Origin of the sequence: Maribacter sp., from assembly GCF_039974175.1 — a bacterium.
Classification (GTDB): Bacteria; Bacteroidota; Bacteroidia; order Flavobacteriales; family Flavobacteriaceae; genus Maribacter_C.
Genome location: NZ_JBDWJN010000010.1, coordinates 392,245 through 412,045, shown reverse-complemented (window position 1 = coordinate 412,045; position 19,801 = coordinate 392,245). Strand labels below are relative to the sequence as shown.

The following is a 19,801-nucleotide window of genomic DNA, read 5'->3' as shown; positions in this document are numbered from 1 at the left end:
CATGCTCGACCTCGCGCTAAGTATTCTTTTTTCGAGTCTGATCTTTGTGATTTTTAAACTTTTTTCAGTCTACAAGGTAGAAACACTTTATGCGATTATCGCCAATTATGTGGTGGCCTGTAGTGTTGGTCTTTTGTTTTATACTGGGGAAATAAACATGGTAGCAATTCCAAAGAAACCCTGGTTTTTAGGAACCTTTGCTTTAGGACTACTTTTCATCATCGTTTTTAATCTAATGGCAGCAACTGCACAACGTTTAGGGGTTTCCGTAGCTTCAGTTGCCACCAAAATGTCTTTGGTTATACCAGTATTAGTAGGCGTTTTTCTATATAAAGAAGCACTCGGTGTTATTAAAATATTCGGGATTTTTTTAGCCCTAGCAGCGGTGTATTTTGCTTCGGTAAAAGAGCAATCTACAGCTTTTAAAACCGCTTCACTCCTATTGCCGTTTTTAACTTTTATGGGTTCAGGAGCTATTGATGCAGCGCTTGGCTATTTTCAAAAAACATTTATAACGCCAAAAGAATTACCCCTATTTTCAGCTACCGTTTTTGGTTCTGCCGCTTTTATTGGAATTGTATTGATACTATTAAAATCTTTAAAAAACCCCTTGAAAATAAACATGCGAAATATCTTAGGGGGAATTTGTTTGGGTATTCCCAATTACTTTTCCATTTACTTTTTGTTACGCGCCCTACAAAACGATTCCTTAAATAGTGCATCGATATTTACCATTAACAATGTTACCATTGTGATGTTTTGTACCTTGTTGGGCATCCTATTATTTAAGGAAAAAATAAGTGGTAAGAATTGGGGTGGAATTGCTTTAGCTGTTGTAAGTATACTACTTGTTGCCCTATTTTAATGGATGCGTTTTCAGATACATACCATACACTTTCAAAGCCTTCAGAACCAATTCTTTTGAAGGAAAAGAAAAGTAAGTTCTACGGCCAGGCCTTTCCCATTCAAAACGAAAATGAGGTAAAGCCGATTATTGCAGGGCTAAAAAAGAAGTATCATACAGCAGGGCATGTTTGCTATGCTTGGCAATTGGGAACCGAGCTGCCACGATATCGGGTAAATGACGATGGCGAACCTAACAATTCAGCTGGTCTTCCAATTTATGGCCAAATACAAGCTTTTAAGCTCACCAATGTTATCGTAGCTGTTGCCCGAATCTTTGGGGGAACCAAATTAGGGGTGGGCGGACTCATAACTGCTTATCGCGAAGGGGCGAAAATGGCTTTGGAAGTAGCAACCATTATAGAAAAACGTATCGAAGATACCTTTGAACTATCCTTTGGGTACCCAGAAATGAATAAAGTGATGCGCGTTCTAAAGCAACGGAAATGCGAGATTATCTCACAACAGATGTTGACGGGTTGTACCTTAATCGTATCGGTGCGGAAAAGCGAATCAGAGAATTTTGAAGGTGCATTTGATGCACTTTATACCGTTGCGGTTAAAAAGGTTTCGTAATCAAAGCTGACTTTTAGCGATCGTATCTAGAAGATATTGCGGGCAGCGAACTGGTCTATTTCTCTCCATATCCATAAACGCAAGAATCACAGTTGCTTCTACCAAAATTTCTCTTGCTTCGTTGTAAATTTCGAAGTCAAATTCAATTTTTACAGCGGGGGTTTTTTTGAGAATTGTACGCACCGTTATAAGGTCATCATATAGGGCAGGTTTCTTATAATCAACATGCAAAGAAATAACCGGCAACATGATACCATTTTCTTCCATTTTTTTGTACGAAATTCCCATTTCTCGGAGCCACTCTACTCTGCCCATTTCCATGTACTGAGCATAATTGCCGTGATACACCACACCCATCTGGTCAGTTTCTCCATATCTGACTCGAAAAGAAATTTCGTTAAAATTCATGCTTTATCAGGTAAAAAATGATACATTTAGAAGATAGCCAAATGCGAGGGTCGAACATGAGAAAAAAAAAGCGGAAATTCAATACCTTTTCATTTTTTTTTTAGCTTTTTTGTTCACATATTTGCTCAACTAGAAAACGCGGTTTGCTCCGACCAAATTTTCAACCTACTTAAAGAATCACTAACCAACAAATAAGAGAAGTTTTAGAATGAGTGTAACTGCTAATTCCGTTTGGAACAATTGTTTGGCGTTTATCAAAGATAATATCCAACCGCAGGCATTCAAAACATGGTTCGAACCTATCAAACCAATCAAACTCTCCGACAATGCATTAAGCATTCAAGTACCTAGCAAATTTTTCTACGAGTGGCTCGAGGAGCATTATGTAAAATTGCTTAAGGTAGCCCTTACCAAAGAATTAGGTGAAACGGCAAAGTTGGTCTATATTATCCGTATGGAAAACACCTATGGCAACAAGGAACCTTTTACTGAAAAGATTCCGAGTTCCAACAGAGGCAATTTAGTTCCCCAAGAAATGGATGTCCCAATTAAGTCAAAGAATCCTGAATTGCGAAACCCTTTCGTTATTCCTGGCATTCGAAATGTAAAAATCGAATCTCAATTAAATCCGAATTATAATTTTGACAATTTCTTAGAAGGAGATTCCAATCGTTTAGCCCGTTCGGCAGGAATGGCTGTAGCGAACAAACCTGGTGGCACCTCTTTCAATCCGCTTTTGGTATTTGGAGGCGTCGGCTTAGGAAAAACCCATTTGGCACATGCCATTGGTGTGGAGATAAAAGATAAGTATCCTGAAAGAACCGTTCTTTATATTTCCGCCGAGAAGTTTACGCAACAGTATATTGAATCGGTAAAGAAAAACACACGAAATGATTTCATTCATTTCTATCAGTTAATTGATGTCTTGATTATTGATGATGTGCAATTCCTATCTGGCAAATCAGGAACCCAAGATGTATTCTTCCATATTTTCAACCACTTACACCAAAACGGAAAGCAAGTTATCTTGACTTCTGATAAGGCACCTGTTGATATGCAAGATATTGAACAACGCTTATTATCGCGATTCAAATGGGGGTTATCAGCAGAATTGCAAAATCCAGATTACGAAACAAGAATCTCCATTTTAAAGAATAAATTGTATCGCGATGGTGTTGAAATGCCAGATGACATTATTGAATATGTAGCCAAACACATCAAGACCAACATTCGCGAGCTAGAAGGTGCTATCATCTCACTTATTGCGCAATCTTCTTTTAACAAGAAGGAAGTTACTTTAGAACTTGCACAACAGGTAGTAGAGAAATTCGTAAAGAATACCAAACGCGAAGTTTCTATCGATTACATTCAAAAAGTGGTCTCAGACTATTTCGAAATGGATGTGGCTACCCTGCAATCTAAAACCAGAAAACGACATATTGTACAAGCACGTCAATTGGCAATGTTCTTTGCTAAAAAATTTACAAAGGCATCGTTGGCGAGCATCGGTTCTCAAATAGGAAAAAGAGACCACGCAACAGTGTTACATGCCTGTAAGACCGTTGACAATCTTGCGGAAACAGACAAACAATTCCGCAAGTATATTGAAGATCTTACAAAAAAATTCTCCTAAGCACTCATGATGACTAAGGTTTTAATGGTTTGCCTCGGAAATATCTGTAGGTCGCCCTTAGCCGAAGGCATTCTGCAAACCAAAGTTGACCCGCAAAAGATTCTTGTAGATTCTGCAGGAACCGGAGGTTATCACATTGGTAGTCAACCTGACCAAAGAAGTATTGCAGTTGCACGAAAATACGGACTCGATATTTCTCATCAACGCTGCCGGAAATTCGATACTCAAGATTTTGCCGACTTCGATATTATTTATGTGATGGACAAGAGTAATTATGAGCATGTAATTGCCAAATCACGCAATCAATCAGAGCAGATGAAAGTAAAACTTCTGTTGAGCGAATTGAATTCTAATTTGCAAGAGGTACCCGACCCGTATTATGGTGGCGAGGATGGCTTCGAATCGGTCTTTCACCTCATAGACAATGCCTGCGAGATCATTGCACAAAAATTGAATGCAAAATAGCGGTATGGCGAATGAAACAAATATAAAAGGTAAACTCTATTTAATTCCTACAACCTTGGGCGAAAACGAGCCCCTTGAGGTATTACCCATTTCTATAAAAAGGGCCATAGAAAACATCGACTACTACATTGTAGAAAACGAAAAGTCTGCCCGAAAGTCTATCAAAAAAATTAGCTCTGGCAAGTCACAACACAGCCTTCATATTGAAGTATTGAACAAATACACCGAGCCACAATCGATTCCTGAGTTTTTACAACCTTGTTTAGAAGGTCATGATATAGGCATTCTATCCGAAGCTGGCTGTCCCGGAATAGCCGATCCTGGGGCTGATGTTGTCAAAATTGCTCACGAGAAAGGTATAAAGGTGGTGCCATTGGTCGGCCCCTCTGCTATTCTACTGGCATTGATGGCAAGCGGTATGAATGGCCAAAATTTTGCTTTTAAGGGATACCTGCCCATCGATTCGGCAGATCGAAAGAAAGCGATAAAACAGATGGAGAAAGTTTCCACAGATCAAAATCAATCTCAGATTTGTATTGAAACTCCTTATAGAAATGATAAGCTTTTGGCTGAAATGCTCAAAACACTTTCCAATCAAACCCACCTTTGCGTGGCATGCGATATCACCTTGTCTACCGAATACATTGCTACCAAAACGGTAGCAGATTGGAAAAAGACAGCCGTTAACTTGAACAAAAGGCCCGCCATATTTATTATTCAAGGTTAAACACTCACCAAGCTCCTGAGACGATACCATTGGTACCTTAGTAAACGTAAAGTGCTTGGAGCTTCAGAATTGAAAATTGCTTTCGAATAGGAGTAAAAAATAAGCCTCAGCGTTTCCGCTGAGGCCTACCATCTTCATATATATATAGTACTTTTATATCTTCGAAACTTTCGGATTCCTCTTTGGAGAGACATTAGAAACGTCGTAACCGGAAAATTTAGTCATATACTTAGCAATACTCGTTCCGTAAGCATCTTTAACATCGTACTGTCCGTAAGAGCGCAAGTATTTTTTCACGTTTCCTGCTCCAGCCAAATGTGCAGCAGCAAGCATACCCGATTCTGTGACCTCTATACCTTTGATTCTTTTACCTTCGAATCTTGCGATATCTCTTCTTAAAATCCACTTGTTACGGGCTATGTTCGTTTGAAATACGTGCTCCTGTAATGCTGGGTCGTTTAAAAAACTAGTAGCATCATATACCCCCATAAGTTGAAGGGTACCTATTCCAAACTGATATTTCCCCAAATACCCTAAGGTATTAATAGAGAAGTAATTTCCTTGCGATTCTTTAAAGGCCAAAGCCTCCTTGAAACCAATATAAGAGCTCCCTAAAAAAGGGGGCGCAACAATAGCAGTACTAAAAACAGTTCTGTCTTTGGGAAACAAAACTTCAGTAGGTTCTGTTACTTTAAGAGCTTCAGGCACTTTTACCTCTTTAGGCATAAATGCAAAACTCAATAAAATAAAGGTAATGATAAGGGGACTCGTAAAACGCATCCACTTTCTCATAATCATCTATTTTCTCCTAAGACTTACGATTAAAACGTCAGCTTAGATTTCAAAAGACAAAGATAGAGTCAGTTTTAGCACATCATTAACAAGGCTTTGTTAAAAAAGCCTAAATTTAGTTAAGAAGCCCTAAATCTTAGATAAGATACCTATCTATTGATATTTTGCTGATTAATCCACCTGACGTATTGCACCTTATTTTGGTTGTGCTGTGCCCCAGTTTTGGCAAATTTGTGGTACCCAAAGTTATCTACATTGGCAACCATATAGATATAATCGTGCTTTTCAGCATTTAAAACCGCATCAATTGCCGATATATCGGGCATTGTTATGGGTCCGGGAGGAACTCCCTTGTATTTATAGGTATTATAAGGAGAGTCGAGTTCTAGGTCTTTGTAGAGTACTCTTTTTATGACCAGGTCGAAGTTGTTTTGATGTTTTTTTAGGGCATAAATTACGGTTGGATCTGCCTGAAGCAGCATACCTCTGCGTATTCTATTTAGATATAACCCAGCCACACGGGGCCTTTCATCTACTTTCGCGGTCTCTTTGTGAACAATGGCGGCTAAGGAAATCACCTCAGTAGGGTCAAGATTCAGTGCTTTTGCTTTAGCCTGACGATCTTCAGTCCAAAATCGTCTGTATTCTGTTAACATGCGATCCCTGAATTTGGTTGCCGAGGTATTCCAAAAGAATTCGTAGCTATTCGGAATGTACATGGCCAACTTTGTATCTGCATCAAAGGCATTCTCTTTTAGAAATTCCACATCTTGAAATGCCTTCAGCAGCGTTAAACTATCAGGTTCTATTTGCGCGGCAATCCTGCCGGCGAGACTTGCAATGGTCTCCTGGTTATTGAATGCCACCGTCACTGGAATATTATTACTACTGCGTAGCGAATTCACGATATCGTTGTTGTTCATTCCCCTGCGAATAACATATTTACCAGGCTTAACATTGGTAGAATACCCTTTTCTATCAGCAACTTGAACAAAAGTAGTCATGTCTTCCAACAAGGGCTCAAGCGCGTTTTTTACATCCTCAAAACTATCATCGGAACGAATATATAGTGTGGCTTCATCATTGTTAAAAGTCGTATTAGGGTCAAAAATCGCGCTATAGACCGTGTATGCAAATATGCCACCTACAACCAAGCCCACCAATACGATAATTAGCAAAATTCTTTTGATATACATTACATCTTTATTTTTTGGAATAAAATCTCATTTTTATAACTCCCATTTACAAAAATCCAGTCATTTTTAATCCCCACCTGTTCGAAACCCAGCTTTTTAAAAAGGTGAATACTTGCTGCATTATCTTCCGCCACATTAGCAAAAACCTGGTGAAGATTTAGGCTTGTAAAACCATACTCAAGAAGCAACTTAATCGATTCATTTCCAATTCCTTGGTTTCTTTTATTTGATTCTTTAATTACAATACCCAAACCCGCCCTATTATTTTTAGGATCGAAGTCGAACAAGTCAATGAGTCCCACTACCTGATCCTCCAACGTGCAAATACACAACCGCAACTGTTTAACGTCATAGATATCACGATGGGCATTATCTAAATACAATTGCAATACATGCTTTGAATAAGGTGTTGACGTTCCACTAATTTCCCAAATAGCGGTGTCATTCTCAAGTTCATAAAGAAAATTAAGGTCTTCAGGCTCAAGAGCCCTTAAGTAGACTTGTTCCCCTTTTAGACTCAGCATTTTATTTCTCCTTTAAAAACTTGCTTTGCCGGACCTACCAAATGAACATTCTCATACCCATTATCGTATTCAAAACTCACCGACAATGGCCCACCTTCGGTTTCTATATTGATTTCAGTTTGATTGGTTTTTCCTGCATTATGCATGGCAATTGCTACGGCAGTTACCCCGGTTCCGCAAGACAAGGTTTCATCTTCGACCCCGCGTTCATATGTCCGCACCGCAAATGAAGCCTCGGTTTGCTGTTCTACGAAATTGATATTGCTGCCAGATTCGCCATAAACGCCATAGCGAAGTTTAGCCCCTTCCTTTTGCACATTAAAGTCTCCTAAATTTTCTACAAGCTGCACGTGATGCGGAGATCCTGTATCGAGAAAAAAGGAATTTGGCTTTGCTTTTACCTCCGAAACATCGGTCATCTGAAGGCTCACAATTCCATTGGCTATGGAAGCCGAATGTTTTCCATCGATAGCATTGAACACGCACTCCCCTTCTATTATTCCAAGAAATTGAGCGAAGGCTACCAAACATCTTCCGCCATTGCCACACATCGTGCTGATGTTACCATCAGAATTATAATAAATCATATTGAAGTCCAACTCAGCATCATTTTCCAACAAAATGAGTCCATCTGCACCTATGCCAAACTTGCGGTCACATAGTGAGGCAACCAGTTCGCTATTGTTCTTCGGAAAAATGAGCTCACGATTATCAATGAGTACGAAGTCGTTACCCGTTCCTTGGTATTTAAAAAATGTAATCTTCATAAGTTCGTAATCGATGGTAAAGATATAATATTCTTAAGGTTTTTTTAGCAGTTAAAAAGTCGTTAAAGGCTTAAAATAGCAAACGCTTTTTTATATTTTTGAGCTGTAACCCTAATTAGTACAAGACAAATATGAAGAAAATTGGAAGTTTGTTATTGGTCTCCATTTTTGCTGGCGCCATAACGCTAGGAGCGTACAAATTGTTTTTTGAAGATTCAAAGTATGCTATTATTGATTCGCAAGACCAGCGCACAGTTTTTAATACAAGTACTACCCCTACCTCTGCAAAAGGATCTGGTATCAACGAAATTGACTTCACGATAGCGGCTGAAAATACTGTAAATGCAGTGGTTCACGTAAAAAATGTCACCAAAGGGCGCAGCAGCGGAAGTCCGTGGGATTTCTTTTATGGCTCTGGTGAATCAAGACAGCGAGCTCAGGTCGGCTCAGGATCGGGAGTGATTATTTCTTCTGATGGCTATATTGTTACCAACAACCATGTAGTTACCAAAGCTGATCAACTGCAGGTTACACTTAACAACAACAAAAAGTATGATGCTGAACTTATTGGGGCCGACCCCAATACCGATATTGCACTGCTTAAAATTGAAGCCGAAGGCAAACTACCATATCTCGCTTTTGGAGATTCTGATAATACCAAAATTGGAGAATGGGTACTCGCTGTAGGAAATCCTTTTAACCTGACTTCTACAGTGACAGCTGGAATAGTAAGTGCCAAAGCCAGAGACTTGGGTAGAAATCAGTCTTTTATTCAAACTGATGCAGCCGTTAACCCTGGAAATAGTGGAGGCGCCTTGGTAAATACAAATGGCGATTTGGTTGGAATTAACACGGCAATTACCTCTCAAACAGGATCCTATGTGGGTTATTCTTTTGCCGTACCAAGTAATATAGCAAGAAAAATAGTTGAGGATATTATGGAATATGGCTCCATTCAAAAAGGAATTCTGGGAGTAAGTGCCTTGAATGTAAATACACCATATGCAATTGAAAAAGGATTGAATGAGATTCAAGGTGTTTATATTTCAGGAGTTGAGGAAGGGTCAGGGGCTGAAGATGCAGCGTTGCTCGAAGGAGACGTAATCAAAATGGTCGACAACATTAAGGTTCGTAAGTTCCCTGATCTTACAGGGTATTTGTCTACCAAACGCCCAAATGATGTGGTTGATGTAACCATAGAAAGAGACGGAGAACAGATGGTAGTTCCGGTAACCTTAAAAGAAAGACAAACCCTGATCGTTCCTATAATGGGACTCGAAGTTCGAAACCTTTCCAAAGATGATATGAAGAAATTTGACACCAAGCAAGGGGTTAAAATAGTCGGAGTACCAGAAACATATAGAGGATACGGTTTAGAGGGCAAAGTTTTGCTCTCGGTAGATGATGAAGAAATAAAAAATATTCAAGATGCTAAAAATCTATTCGGTCAGATTTCACGCTATGGCAAAACTAGCATTACTATGATCGACGACAAAGGAGAGCGCGAACGACTTATCTTTCAGTAGCATAATATAGCATTCATAAAAAACACCCCATTCGGGGTGTTTTTTTTGCGAATAATTGAAGGATACGCATTTAAAATATATATTTTTGCAAAATATAACCACAATAAATTGATGCATGCCGAATTCAAAGTCCTACGAAAAAGAACTAGCTTTTCAAGCCGATAGAAGAAAAGCTACCACCGAATTTATAAAGATCACTAGCGATCTTTGGTATGATAAGTCGATAGAGGTCGTACTTTTTAAAAATCAGATAATCGATAAAAATGTAAGTGATATTATCCACTTGCACGAATACGCTGGCGAGTTTGTACAAAAGCCAATTTCAATATTTGATTCGGTAGAAATATTAAGGGCTATCAATGACATTCCTTTACCACCTTCGAAGTTAGATATAGGGAAGTTGACCTATGAGTACCATACTGATGAAAACAATTTCAACGACGCCAAAGCCTTTGTACTTACGAAACTTAAAAATGCCAACGACTCCGAGGAAATCGTTCCACGAGACGTTGTTTTATATGGTTTTGGAAGAATCGGAAGATTACTAGCCAGAGAATTAATGGCTAAAACTGGAAAAGGCAATCAATTGAGATTAAGAGCCATCGTGACACGTGGAAAAAGCAATGCCGAAATTCTTGAAAAACGGGCCAACCTATTGCGAACCGATTCTGTTCACGGCAAGTTTATGGGTACTGTTGATATCGATACCAAAAAGAATTCCCTACTGATTAATGGTACCACAGTTCATGTAATCAACGCGGCAACACCAGAAGACATTGACTATACCAAATACGGTATATCGAATGCCCTTGTTATTGATAATACGGGTGCGTTTCGAGATAAAAAAGAATTGAGCAAGCATCTAAAATCAAAAGGCGCATCACATGTATTGTTGACCGCCCCTGGTAAGGAGGTCCCAAATATAGTACATGGTGTAAATCATACCGAATATGACCCAGACACAATAAAAATTTTCTCTGCGGCTTCGTGTACAACAAACGCCATAACGCCTATTTTGAAAGTTATAGAAGACTCTTTGGGCATTAAAAAAGGGCATTTAGAAACTATTCATGCCTATACAAACGACCAGAACTTGGTTGACAATATGCATGGAAAATACCGTCGTGGTCGGGCTGCTGCGCTGAACATGGTAATCACTGAAACCGGCGCTGGTCAGGCCGTAGCGAAGGCACTTCCAGCTTTGGAAGGGAAGTTAACTTCCAATGCGATACGCGTTCCTGTACCAAACGGGTCACTGGCCATTTTGAATTTGGAAATCAGCAACAAAACCTCGCTTGAAGGTGTAAATACCATTCTCAAAAAGTATGCTCTAGAAGGAGATTTGGTCGAACAAATCAAATATTCGTTAAGTAAGGAAATGGTTTCTACCGATATCGTAGGTACGTCGGCGCCTGCCATTTATGACAGCAAGGCGACCATTGTAGACAAAAATGGAAAAAACATAATCCTTTATGTTTGGTATGACAATGAATATGGGTATTCACATCAGGTTATTAGGCTAGCAAAATATATCGCCAAAGTACGTCGGTTTACCTATTACTAGATTTAAACCTTGAAGAAAATTCAGTTGTGCTAGTCCCTATCCTAGGGTTGACTCGTATATGAGTTAACATTTTTTTTCTTAATTAATAATATTCAATTACTTTTGATTTCCCCTAAAACAATTTTAACCTCAAGACTTCCATACATGAAAAGGTTTAGAACACTAATCATAATACTATGCGCATTTGCCATAGGTTCAATTTCCGCACAAGAAACGGCAGTTGAGTCCGAGTTATCTTTAGATAAAGGACCCATAAACAGTCAATTCGAATTTATTTATAAAAAATCTGGAAACTACAGAGCTGATGGCAAGAGATACGAAGTGGTACGTACAATTTCGTTAGACAAATTGCGTCAAAACGTCTTAGATAGTCTAAAGGGATTCAATCAAAAAATTGATGGACTAAATGCCACCATATCTGGGCACGAATCTACCATTTCTTCACTTAACGGAAAACTTGAAGAAACCACCAAAAACCTTGCAGGAGTCACAGAAGAAAAAGATAGTATGTCTTTCTTGGGTATTTTAGTTTCGAAAGCGACCTACAATACCATTTTGTGGTCGGTTATTTTTGGTCTCCTAGGATTAATGCTTTTCTTCATGTACAAGTTCAGAAGAAGCAACATTCTAACACAGGAAGCAAAAACCTCACTTTCAGAAGTCGAAGAAGAATATGAAGACCATCGACGCAGGGCCTTGGAAAGAGAGCAAAGAATTAGTAGGCAGTTACAAGACGAGATAAACAAATACAAAAAATCTAAATAATTCAAAAAGCTCCTCTCGGAGCTTTTTTTAGCTTTCAACATTATGACTACCACTATTATTGAAGCCAATGAAAATCATATCGAAGCGGTCGCTCCCCTATTCGACCATTACCGCATATTCTATAAACAGGAGTCTGATGAACAAGCAGCAAAAAAGTTTCTACTAGAGCGAATACAAAAGAACGAATCTATCGTATTTGTTGCTTTTATAGGTGAGGTCGCTGTAGGCTTTACACAGTTGTATACCTCATTTTCATCGGTATCGCTTCAAGCAGTTTTTATATTGAATGATCTTTACGTTAAACCAACTAGCAGAGGTAAAGGAGTTGGTGAAGCATTATTGAATCGTGCCAAAGAATTATGCAGGGAAAGAAATTATAAAGGACTGGCCTTAGAAACAGGTGTCAAAAACCCAGCGCAACAACTTTATGAAAAATTGGGCTGGGAAAAAGATACGGACTGTTTTCACTATTTTTGGACCTCCAAATAATTTTGAAACGATTTGCCCAATGAGAATCGATATTATTACTGTTCTTCCTGAATTACTCAAGAGTCCCTTCGAGGCATCTATCTTGAAAAGAGCTATTGAAAAGGAACTGGTGGAAGTGCATTTTCATAATTTACGAGACTACACTGACAAAAGTTACAATCAGGTAGACGATTATCAATTTGGGGGTGGTGCAGGTATGGTATTAATGATAGAACCCATCGACAAATGTATTTCTAAGTTGAAATCAGAGCGGGAGTACGACGAGGTAATTTATATGACTCCTGATGGGGAAACCCTGAACCAGAAAATGGTCAACGGTATTTCGCTTCAAAAGAACCTAATCGTACTTTGCGGCCATTACAAAGGTGTTGACCAGCGCGTTCGAGACTTATGTATCACCAGAGAGATTTCTGTGGGCGACTATGTGCTTTCGGGAGGGGAGCTCGGTGCAGCCATTTTATGTGACGCAGTCATTCGTTTGCTACCAGGGGTTCTAAATAACGAAACATCTGCGCTAACCGATACCTTTCAAGACAACCTCTTGGCACCTCCGGTATATACAAGGCCAGCTGAATACAAAGGCATGAAAGTTCCCGATGTGCTATTGAGTGGTAATTTTCCAAAAATTGAAGAATGGCGTGAAGATCAAGCGCAAAAGCGAACCGAAAAGCTTCGCCCAGACCTATTGGAATAAATTTTCACCCAAAAATACCCTTAAAAAATCATCGGAAATTCCTTGTGCATTATAATTTATAACTTATTTTTGCACTCGATTTGCTCAACCTCTGACGAGAATCGTGAATGTTGATTGAACTTTTATAGATAAATCAAATCCATGGAATCATTAATCCAGTTTGTAGAAAGCGAATTTGTTGCTAAAAAAGAATTTCCAAAATTTTCGTCAGGTGACACCATCACCGTTTACTACGAAATTAAAGAAGGCGAAAAAACACGTACTCAGTTTTTTAAAGGAGTAGTTATACAAAGAAGAGGCTCAGGCGCGACCGAAACTTTTACAATTCGCAAAATGTCAGGTACTGTAGGTGTTGAACGTATTTTCCCCATAAATATGCCAGCGCTACAGAAAATTGAAATAAACAAAAAAGGTAAGGTACGTAGATCTCGTATTTATTACTTTAGAGGGCTTACTGGTAAGAAAGCTAGAATCAAAGAAGTTCGTAAATAACGAACAACCGAATATAACAGATAACCCATCTTTTGAAATTTCAGGAGATGGGTTTTTGTTTATACACAATTGTTGATAACCATTGTTTATACAATGTTGATTATTAGAGTGTTAAAATTCCTAAGGCAATATATTTATTTTGTATATTGAGGTATGATTAGAAAATGATGTCAGGATTGGCATTGTGGGAAGATCATTATAGAGTTTACGTTCTTTATATTGTGATTTAGTTTTAGATAAAATACAGTTGTAACCTAGTTACTTTTGAGATTTTAGAAGAAACGAGCATAAAACCAAAAGGCTGTCGCTTTTTGAATGTTTTGTGTGGATGAACTATTTGTAATAGCAAAACCTCGGTGGGGCTATTAGAAAAAAACATTAAGATTACGAGAAGAAATATGAAACTGTAACTTGGTTTGATAATTGAGCGCAGTAGCCTATTTCAAACGTTGAAAAAGCGACGCAAATGCAATCAATGGTTGCGGTTTTGTTGCAAGACAAAACAACAAGTTTGTAAACTTTTTCTAAAAACCCATGTCAATGTACTTGTACAATGATATGGGTTTTGTCATTTGTAGCATTCTCTTTCCTTTCACAAAAGATTCGTTCCATACCGCTTTCAATAGCCCACAGAAATTGTATCTTTGCCACGCTTAAAATTAAACCAAGATTTCAAATGCCTAAAATTCTTTATACAAAGACTGATGAAGCTCCGGCTTTGGCGACGCAGTCCTTCTTACCTATCGTAAAAGCGTTTACAAAAACTTCGGGAATAGCAATCGAAACAAAGGATATCTCTTTGGCGACCAGAATCATCTCTACCTTTCCTGATTTTCTAAAGGAAGATCAAAGAGCTACCAATGATTTGATGGAACTAGGCGAAATGGCTAAAAATCCAGATGCTAATATTATAAAGCTTCCAAACATAAGCGCCTCCATACCTCAATTAAAAGAGGCTATTGAAGAATTACAGGAAAAAGGGTACGACTTACCCCATTATCCTGACGAACCCGCAAATGAAGCGGAAAAAGAAATCAAAGCCCGTTACGACAAGATTAAAGGTAGCGCTGTAAACCCAGTGCTACGAGAAGGAAACTCAGATAGAAGAGCGCCTAGAGCCGTTAAAAATTATGCAAAAAAGAATCCGCATACCATGGGGGCATGGCGTTCAGATTCTAAAACACATGTGGCCACCATGACGTCTGGAGACTTTAGAGCTAACGAGAAATCGGTTACCGTTTCTAACGCTACAGACATCCGCATAGAACTGGTGCAAAGTAATGGCGAGCTCACCGTATTAAGAGAGAAGGTTGCCCTTTTAGCAGGTGAAATTATAGATGCAACTGTTATGAGTAAAAAGGCGTTGGTTGCATTTTTGCAAGAGCAAGTTGCCGATGCCCGAACCAGCGGAGTTCTGTTTTCGCTGCACATGAAAGCCACCATGATGAAAGTTTCGGACCCCATTATATTTGGTCATGCCATGGAAGCGTATTTTGCCGCGGTTTTTGACAAGCATGGAGCTACACTAGAAGCTATGGGTATCAACCCGAACAACGGACTTGAAAATCTCTTAGATAAACTACAGGAGCTTCCGGAAGCTAAAAAAGCTGAAATTGAGGCTGACATTAAAAATGCAATTGCAGACGGACCAGCTCTGGCAATGGTTAACTCCGACAAAGGCATCACCAATTTGCATGTACCAAGTGATATCATAATCGATGCTTCTATGCCGGCCATGATTCGCAATTCTGGTCAAATGTGGAATGCAGAAGGTAAACCGCAAGATACTAAGGCCGTAATTCCTGACAGTAGTTATGCCGGTATTTATACCGCTACTATTGACTTTTGTAAAAAGCACGGAGCGTTTGACCCTACTACCATGGGCACTGTTCCCAATGTTGGGCTAATGGCTCAAAAAGCTGAAGAATATGGGTCTCACGATAAAACTTTTGAAATTGCTTCTGCAGGAACGGTTCGTGTGATCGACGCTTCAGGAAATACCCTCATCGAGCATACCGTAGCGCAAGGAGATATTTGGAGAATGTGTCAAGTAAAAGATGCTCCAATCAAAGACTGGGTAAAACTAGCCGTGTCAAGAGCAAGAGCTTCTCAAACTCCGGCTGTTTTCTGGTTAGATGAAGACAGAGCCCATGATTTCGAGTTGATTAAAAAGGTAAACGCATATCTACCTACCCATGATACTACTGGCCTCGACCTTCGCATCTTATCCCCTATCAAAGCAACGGAGTTCACCTTAGAAAGAATAAAAGATGGGAAGGACACTATTTCAGTATCAGGAAATGTTTTACGTGATTATCTGACCGATTTGTTCCCCATACTTGAAGTAGGAACCAGTGCAAAAATGCTTTCGATAGTTCCTTTAATGAACGGGGGTGGTTTGTTTGAAACTGGCGCTGGTGGTTCAGCTCCAAAACATGTGGAACAGTTTGTAGAAGAAGGTCATTTGCGTTGGGATTCGCTTGGAGAGTTTTTAGCCTTAGGCGTTTCCTTAGAGTTTTTCGGAGAAAAGTACGATAATCAAAAAGCAAAGGTGCTTGGCGATGCTTTAGATGGAGCAACAGAAAAGTTTTTGCTAAACGACAAATCTCCCTCAAGAAAAGTGGGAGAACTAGATACACGAGGCAGCCACTTTTATCTAGCCTTGTACTGGGCAGAGGCATTAGCAATACAGGATATCGATGCCGAGTTAAAGGCCATATTCAGTGAAATTTCGAAGGAAATGCAACAGAAAGAAAATGAAATTGTCGCAGAGTTGATCAACGCCCAAGGTCAGTCACAAGAATTAGGTGGCTATTACAAACCCGATGCCTCTTTGGCTTCAAAAGCCATGCGGCCTAGCGCAACCCTAAATACTATTTTGCAAAATATATAAGTATCTTCCATAGTATTACAATGGCCTTTATTCTTCCGAATAGAGGCCTTTTTGCTTTAAATTATTGTTAATGCCTTCTTATCAAAGTGTTTTCTGTTTATTTTTATGAAAAATTGCTTGAATGATCCAACGTACCAGTTTCCTCTTATTTCTCATCGTTTGTAGTTTTTCCTTTTTATCCTTTGCACAACAAAAATATACGCTCAGCGGAACCATTTCCGAAGCGGCGAGCAATGAAACTTTAATTGGAGTAACCATCGCCGTGCCTGAGTTACAAACTGGGGTTACAACCAATGAATATGGTTTTTACTCCATTACCCTACCCGAAGGTGAATACCGAATTTTAGTCAACTATCTGGGGTTTAAAGATGTGGTTCAAACTATTTCCCTGAACCAAAATCAAAAAATTAATTTCCAATTGGTAGAAGAAGCAGAACAATTGGAAGAAGTGATAGTTACCGAGGATATTGAGAAAATGGATATTCGCACTCCCCAAATGAGTGTGAATACGATGTCTGTAGAGACCATAAAGAAAATCCCCGTTATTCTAGGGGAAGCAGACGTAATAAAATCCATTTTACTGCTTCCAGGGGTTACAAATGCCGGTGAGGGAGCCTCAGGTTTCAATGTTCGTGGTGGCGCTGTCGATCAAAATCTCATTCTTTTAGACGAGGCCATTATTTTTAATTCTTCACATTTATTCGGGTTCTTTTCAGTTTTTAATCCCGATGCCATCAAAGATATCAAACTGTATAAAGGCGGTATTCCTGCGCGCTATGGGGGTCGGGTGTCATCGGTATTGGATATTTTTCAAAAAGAAGGTAATAGTAAAGAACTAAAAGTAAACGGAGGAATTGGCGCAGTAGCTAGTCGCCTGTTGGTGGAGGGTCCTCTTATTAAAGATAAAGCGGCATTTTTAGTTGGCGGAAGAGGCTCTTACGCGCACTTATTTCTTCCCCTTTTCAATCAAGACAATACAGCATATTTCTATGATTTAAACACGAAGTTAAACTACAATATCAACGACAAAAACAGCATTTACTTGTCGGGTTATTTTGGTCGTGATGTTTTTGGAATAAATGATAGCTTTGTAAATACCTATGGGAATTCCGTGGGCAATTTTCGTTGGAACCACTTGTTTTCAGATAAATTATTTTCGAATCTATCATTAATCTATTCCGATTATTACTACGGGCTAAAGCTAGATTTCGTTGGCTTTGATTGGAATTCTGGGATCCAGAATTTCAATGTAAAATATGACCTAAAACATTATTTAAGCGACAAACTTCAAGTTAATTATGGGGTTAATAATATCTATTACAGTTTCAATCCTGGAAAAATTGCTCCAAGTAATGCTGAATCGGGTATTGTCGAAGATCAGCTTACGAAAAAGTATGCCAACGAGTTTGCAGCCTACATTGACGTGGAGCATGACATTACCAAAAACTTAAGCCTGGGCTATGGTGTTCGTTTTAGCAATTTCATTCGATTGGGGCAAGACGAGTTGAATATTTATGAAAATGACAATCCTGTTATTTTTGATCCTTTTCTGTTGGTCTATCAAGAAGCGGAACCTATTGAAACGGTTAATACCCGGGGGGGTGGAAATTTAGCCACATTCAATAATTTTGAACCAAGGGCTTCGCTTTCGTACACCTTTAACAATAACAGTTCGGTCAAAGCGAGTTATACCAGACTGGCACAATACCTACACTTGCTATCAAATACGAGCTCCCCTACTCCTTTAGATGTTTGGACGCCTAGTGGTCCGTTCACAAAGCCACAGCTATTAGATCAATACGCTTTAGGCTTCTTTAAGAATATCAAAGATGGTGACTATTCTCTCGAAACGGAGGTGTTTTACAAGGATATTCAAAACCGAATCGATTATATCGATGGCGCCAATTTGATTGCAAATGATGCCATAGAAACCGTTATTTTGAATGGAGAAGCCAGGGCCTACGGATTAGAGCTGCTTTTACGAAAGAATGAAGGAAAATTTCAAGGCTGGCTTGCTTACACGCTTTCAAGATCGGAACAGCGTACCCCTGGCAGAATCTCAACCGTCGACAATGGAAGGTCGAATTTAGAAACAGGAATAAATTTTGGCAATTGGTACAGTACACCTTACGACAAAACTCATGATATTTCAATGTTTGCCAGCTATGACTTAAACGAAAAATGGGACTTCAATACCAATTTTGTGTATCAGACAGGGCAACCCACAAATTATCCTGTGGGGCAATTTGAGTTTCAAGGACTAACCGTTCCATACTACGGTTTGAGAAATACCGAACGCCTTCCCGATTATCATCGCATCGATGTTTCTGCAACGCTTACCCCCAGAAAAAACAAGAAGCGTAAACTTCAGGCGGAATGGGTTTTTAGTATCTACAATTTGTACTCGCGACGAAATGCTGCTTCTATCAATTTTAGAAGAAATGTAGATACCGGAGTGAATGAGGCCGTACGAACTTCAATATTCGGCATTGTACCAGCAGTAACCTATAACTTTAAATTTTAGTCAGATGAAGAAAATGTTTTGTACACTGTTCATAGCACTAATCTTGTCGGGTTGCGAAGATGTTATTGAAGTAGAGGTGCCACAAACTCCCCCGCGCCTATCGATAGACGGTTTGGTGCGCCTTGACGCTAGTCAAGCCACTACAACGGTGCAAATAAGAGCAAGTCTTACAAGCTCCTTTTTTGATGATGTCACTCCCGCTGAACTTAGCCGTATATCAATAATAAACCCTGATTACGTAACGACTTCACCGCTCGACTCCCAAGCTTTAGGACTGGTTGAAGTAGCCCCCGGTGTTTACCAAGGAACGAAAACTACTATTTTTTTTACTGAGGGAGAATTGCAACTGGCCATCGAGCATGAGGGCCAACGTTATTTGGCTTTGACACGTTTTGTACCTTCCTCACCCATTGTAAGTTTAGAGCAGGGCGATGGCACATTATTCTCTGGTGATGAGACCGAAGTAGAAGTGACATTTACAGATGATGCTGATCGTGAGGATTTTTACCTGGTTGACCTTGATTTTGGCGATTATTTGGTTACAGAAGACGAGTTCTACAACGGACAAACCTTTAAATTTTCTTATTTCTACGATGATGGTGTAACACCAGGACGAGAAATAAACATTAGTTTACTCGGGGTTGACGAATCTTTTTACAACTATATGAACCAATTGATAGTGCAAGCAGGAGGAGATCAAGGTCCTTTTCAGACCCCTTCGGCAACCGTGAGGGGAAACATAATCAATATCACCGAAATCGATAATATCAATTCTTTTGATAATGTTGAAAACGCTGATAATTTTGCTTTGGGTTATTTTGCCGTTTGCCAAACTTTTACGGAGACTATCGTGATTGAGTAAG

The 19,801-nt window shown here is 39.3% G+C and carries 19 protein-coding genes; 14 read left to right on the top strand and 5 right to left on the bottom strand.

All coding sequences use genetic code 11. The features are described 5' to 3' along the window. The first annotated feature begins 1 nt into the window (after position 1). Together ABJN95_RS10870 and ABJN95_RS10865 are read left to right on the top strand one after the other, a co-directional pair. Entirely contained in the window at positions 2-865 is an 864-nt protein-coding gene (locus ABJN95_RS10870; protein WP_348370424.1) for a DMT family transporter, read from the top strand. 56 nt (positions 866-921) lie between these two features. Further along, on the top strand, positions 922-1,479 hold the full coding sequence (locus tag ABJN95_RS10865; protein ID WP_348370423.1) for a YigZ family protein: 558 nt from the start codon (positions 922-924) through the stop codon (positions 1,477-1,479). On the opposite strand, the gene ABJN95_RS10860 is transcribed toward ABJN95_RS10865, so the two are convergent. Continuing rightward, positions 1,480-1,887, bottom strand: coding sequence for a thioesterase family protein (locus tag ABJN95_RS10860; RefSeq protein ID WP_348370422.1), 408 nt, complete (start codon positions 1,885-1,887; stop codon positions 1,480-1,482). 208 nt (positions 1,888-2,095) lie between these two features. Between ABJN95_RS10860 and dnaA the strand changes: the two genes are divergently transcribed. The 3 genes from dnaA to ABJN95_RS10845 are packed head-to-tail and all read left to right on the top strand — an operon-like array spanning position 2,096 to position 4,712. Beyond that, the gene (dnaA, locus tag ABJN95_RS10855; protein ID WP_348370421.1) at positions 2,096-3,520 is read left to right on the top strand and encodes a chromosomal replication initiator protein DnaA; all 1,425 of its coding nucleotides are present in this window, start codon (positions 2,096-2,098) and stop codon (positions 3,518-3,520) included. Between the two features lie 9 nt (positions 3,521-3,529). Next, positions 3,530-3,985, top strand: coding sequence for a low molecular weight protein-tyrosine-phosphatase (locus ABJN95_RS10850; protein ID WP_348371723.1), 456 nt, complete (start codon positions 3,530-3,532; stop codon positions 3,983-3,985). A gap of 4 nt (positions 3,986-3,989) precedes the next feature. After that, complete coding sequence (locus tag ABJN95_RS10845) at positions 3,990-4,712, top strand: SAM-dependent methyltransferase (RefSeq protein WP_348370420.1); 723 nt, start codon at positions 3,990-3,992, stop codon at positions 4,710-4,712. Positions 4,713-4,865: 153 nt separating this feature from the next. Here the strand turns inward: ABJN95_RS10845 and ABJN95_RS10840 are convergent, their stop codons facing one another. The 4 genes from ABJN95_RS10840 to dapF all read right to left on the bottom strand — a co-directional run bounded on the left by ABJN95_RS10840 (position 4,866) and on the right by dapF (position 7,991). Beyond that, positions 4,866-5,504, bottom strand: a complete 639-nt coding sequence (locus ABJN95_RS10840; protein ID WP_348370419.1) for a hypothetical protein — start codon at positions 5,502-5,504, stop codon at positions 4,866-4,868. A 149-nt stretch (positions 5,505-5,653) separates the two neighbouring features. Continuing rightward, positions 5,654-6,700 (bottom strand): endolytic transglycosylase MltG, encoded by a 1,047-nt coding sequence (mltG, locus tag ABJN95_RS10835; protein ID WP_348370418.1) that lies wholly within the window; start codon positions 6,698-6,700, stop codon positions 5,654-5,656. Continuing rightward, a complete protein-coding gene (locus ABJN95_RS10830; protein WP_348370417.1) occupies positions 6,700-7,224 on the bottom strand; it encodes a GNAT family protein in 525 nt (174 codons plus the stop codon). The genes mltG and ABJN95_RS10830 overlap by 1 nt, the downstream gene beginning before the upstream one ends. Further along, entirely contained in the window at positions 7,218-7,991 is a 774-nt protein-coding gene (gene dapF / locus ABJN95_RS10825; RefSeq protein ID WP_348370416.1) for a diaminopimelate epimerase, read from the bottom strand. Before dapF ends, ABJN95_RS10830 begins: the two co-directional genes overlap by 7 nt. Positions 7,992-8,122: 131 nt before the next feature. On the opposite strand from dapF, the gene ABJN95_RS10820 reads away from it, so the two are divergent. From ABJN95_RS10820 to ABJN95_RS10780, 9 genes are all read left to right on the top strand, one after another. Continuing rightward, complete coding sequence (locus tag ABJN95_RS10820) at positions 8,123-9,517, top strand: trypsin-like peptidase domain-containing protein (protein ID WP_348370415.1); 1,395 nt, start codon at positions 8,123-8,125, stop codon at positions 9,515-9,517. 115 nt (positions 9,518-9,632) lie between these two features. Beyond that, on the top strand, positions 9,633-11,081 hold the full coding sequence (locus ABJN95_RS10815; protein WP_348370414.1) for a glyceraldehyde-3-phosphate dehydrogenase: 1,449 nt from the start codon (positions 9,633-9,635) through the stop codon (positions 11,079-11,081). Positions 11,082-11,225: 144 nt separating this feature from the next. Beyond that, on the top strand, positions 11,226-11,846 hold the full coding sequence (locus ABJN95_RS10810; protein WP_348370413.1) for a tRNA (guanine-N1)-methyltransferase: 621 nt from the start codon (positions 11,226-11,228) through the stop codon (positions 11,844-11,846). Positions 11,847-11,888: 42 nt separating this feature from the next. Further along, complete coding sequence (locus ABJN95_RS10805; protein WP_348370412.1) at positions 11,889-12,335, top strand: GNAT family N-acetyltransferase; 447 nt, start codon at positions 11,889-11,891, stop codon at positions 12,333-12,335. Positions 12,336-12,354: 19 nt separating this feature from the next. Further along, on the top strand, positions 12,355-13,029 hold the full coding sequence (gene trmD, locus ABJN95_RS10800; protein ID WP_348370411.1) for a tRNA (guanosine(37)-N1)-methyltransferase TrmD: 675 nt from the start codon (positions 12,355-12,357) through the stop codon (positions 13,027-13,029). Between the two features lie 141 nt (positions 13,030-13,170). Further along, complete coding sequence (gene rplS / locus ABJN95_RS10795) at positions 13,171-13,521, top strand: 50S ribosomal protein L19 (protein WP_348370410.1); 351 nt, start codon at positions 13,171-13,173, stop codon at positions 13,519-13,521. A gap of 676 nt (positions 13,522-14,197) precedes the next feature. Next, on the top strand, positions 14,198-16,414 hold the full coding sequence (locus ABJN95_RS10790; RefSeq protein WP_348370409.1) for an NADP-dependent isocitrate dehydrogenase: 2,217 nt from the start codon (positions 14,198-14,200) through the stop codon (positions 16,412-16,414). Positions 16,415-16,535: 121 nt separating this feature from the next. Continuing rightward, positions 16,536-18,938 carry a TonB-dependent receptor gene (locus ABJN95_RS10785; protein ID WP_348370408.1) on the top strand — a complete coding sequence of 801 codons (2,403 nt, stop codon included), beginning with the start codon at positions 16,536-16,538 and terminating at the stop codon, positions 18,936-18,938. A gap of 4 nt (positions 18,939-18,942) precedes the next feature. Further along, a complete protein-coding gene (locus tag ABJN95_RS10780; protein ID WP_348370407.1) occupies positions 18,943-19,800 on the top strand; it encodes a DUF4249 family protein in 858 nt (285 codons plus the stop codon). Position 19,801: the final 1 nt, after the last annotated feature.

Coding starts and splice junctions, on each gene's coding strand:
- ABJN95_RS10870 (WP_348370424.1), top strand. CDS start 2: ATGCTCGACCTCGCGCTAAGTATTCTTTTTTCGAGTCTGATCTTTGTG.
- ABJN95_RS10860 (WP_348370422.1), bottom strand. CDS start 1,887: ATGAATTTTAACGAAATTTCTTTTCGAGTCAGATATGGAGAAACTGAC.
- dnaA (WP_348370421.1), top strand. CDS start 2,096: ATGAGTGTAACTGCTAATTCCGTTTGGAACAATTGTTTGGCGTTTATC.
- ABJN95_RS10850 (WP_348371723.1), top strand. CDS start 3,530: ATGACTAAGGTTTTAATGGTTTGCCTCGGAAATATCTGTAGGTCGCCC.
- ABJN95_RS10845 (WP_348370420.1), top strand. CDS start 3,990: ATGGCGAATGAAACAAATATAAAAGGTAAACTCTATTTAATTCCTACA.
- ABJN95_RS10840 (WP_348370419.1), bottom strand. CDS start 5,504: ATGAGAAAGTGGATGCGTTTTACGAGTCCCCTTATCATTACCTTTATT.
- mltG (WP_348370418.1), bottom strand. CDS start 6,700: ATGTATATCAAAAGAATTTTGCTAATTATCGTATTGGTGGGCTTGGTT.
- ABJN95_RS10830 (WP_348370417.1), bottom strand. CDS start 7,224: ATGCTGAGTCTAAAAGGGGAACAAGTCTACTTAAGGGCTCTTGAGCCT.
- dapF (WP_348370416.1), bottom strand. CDS start 7,991: ATGAAGATTACATTTTTTAAATACCAAGGAACGGGTAACGACTTCGTA.
- ABJN95_RS10820 (WP_348370415.1), top strand. CDS start 8,123: ATGAAGAAAATTGGAAGTTTGTTATTGGTCTCCATTTTTGCTGGCGCC.
- ABJN95_RS10815 (WP_348370414.1), top strand. CDS start 9,633: ATGCCGAATTCAAAGTCCTACGAAAAAGAACTAGCTTTTCAAGCCGAT.
- ABJN95_RS10810 (WP_348370413.1), top strand. CDS start 11,226: ATGAAAAGGTTTAGAACACTAATCATAATACTATGCGCATTTGCCATA.
- ABJN95_RS10805 (WP_348370412.1), top strand. CDS start 11,889: ATGACTACCACTATTATTGAAGCCAATGAAAATCATATCGAAGCGGTC.
- trmD (WP_348370411.1), top strand. CDS start 12,355: ATGAGAATCGATATTATTACTGTTCTTCCTGAATTACTCAAGAGTCCC.
- rplS (WP_348370410.1), top strand. CDS start 13,171: ATGGAATCATTAATCCAGTTTGTAGAAAGCGAATTTGTTGCTAAAAAA.
- ABJN95_RS10790 (WP_348370409.1), top strand. CDS start 14,198: ATGCCTAAAATTCTTTATACAAAGACTGATGAAGCTCCGGCTTTGGCG.
- ABJN95_RS10785 (WP_348370408.1), top strand. CDS start 16,536: ATGATCCAACGTACCAGTTTCCTCTTATTTCTCATCGTTTGTAGTTTT.
- ABJN95_RS10780 (WP_348370407.1), top strand. CDS start 18,943: ATGAAGAAAATGTTTTGTACACTGTTCATAGCACTAATCTTGTCGGGT.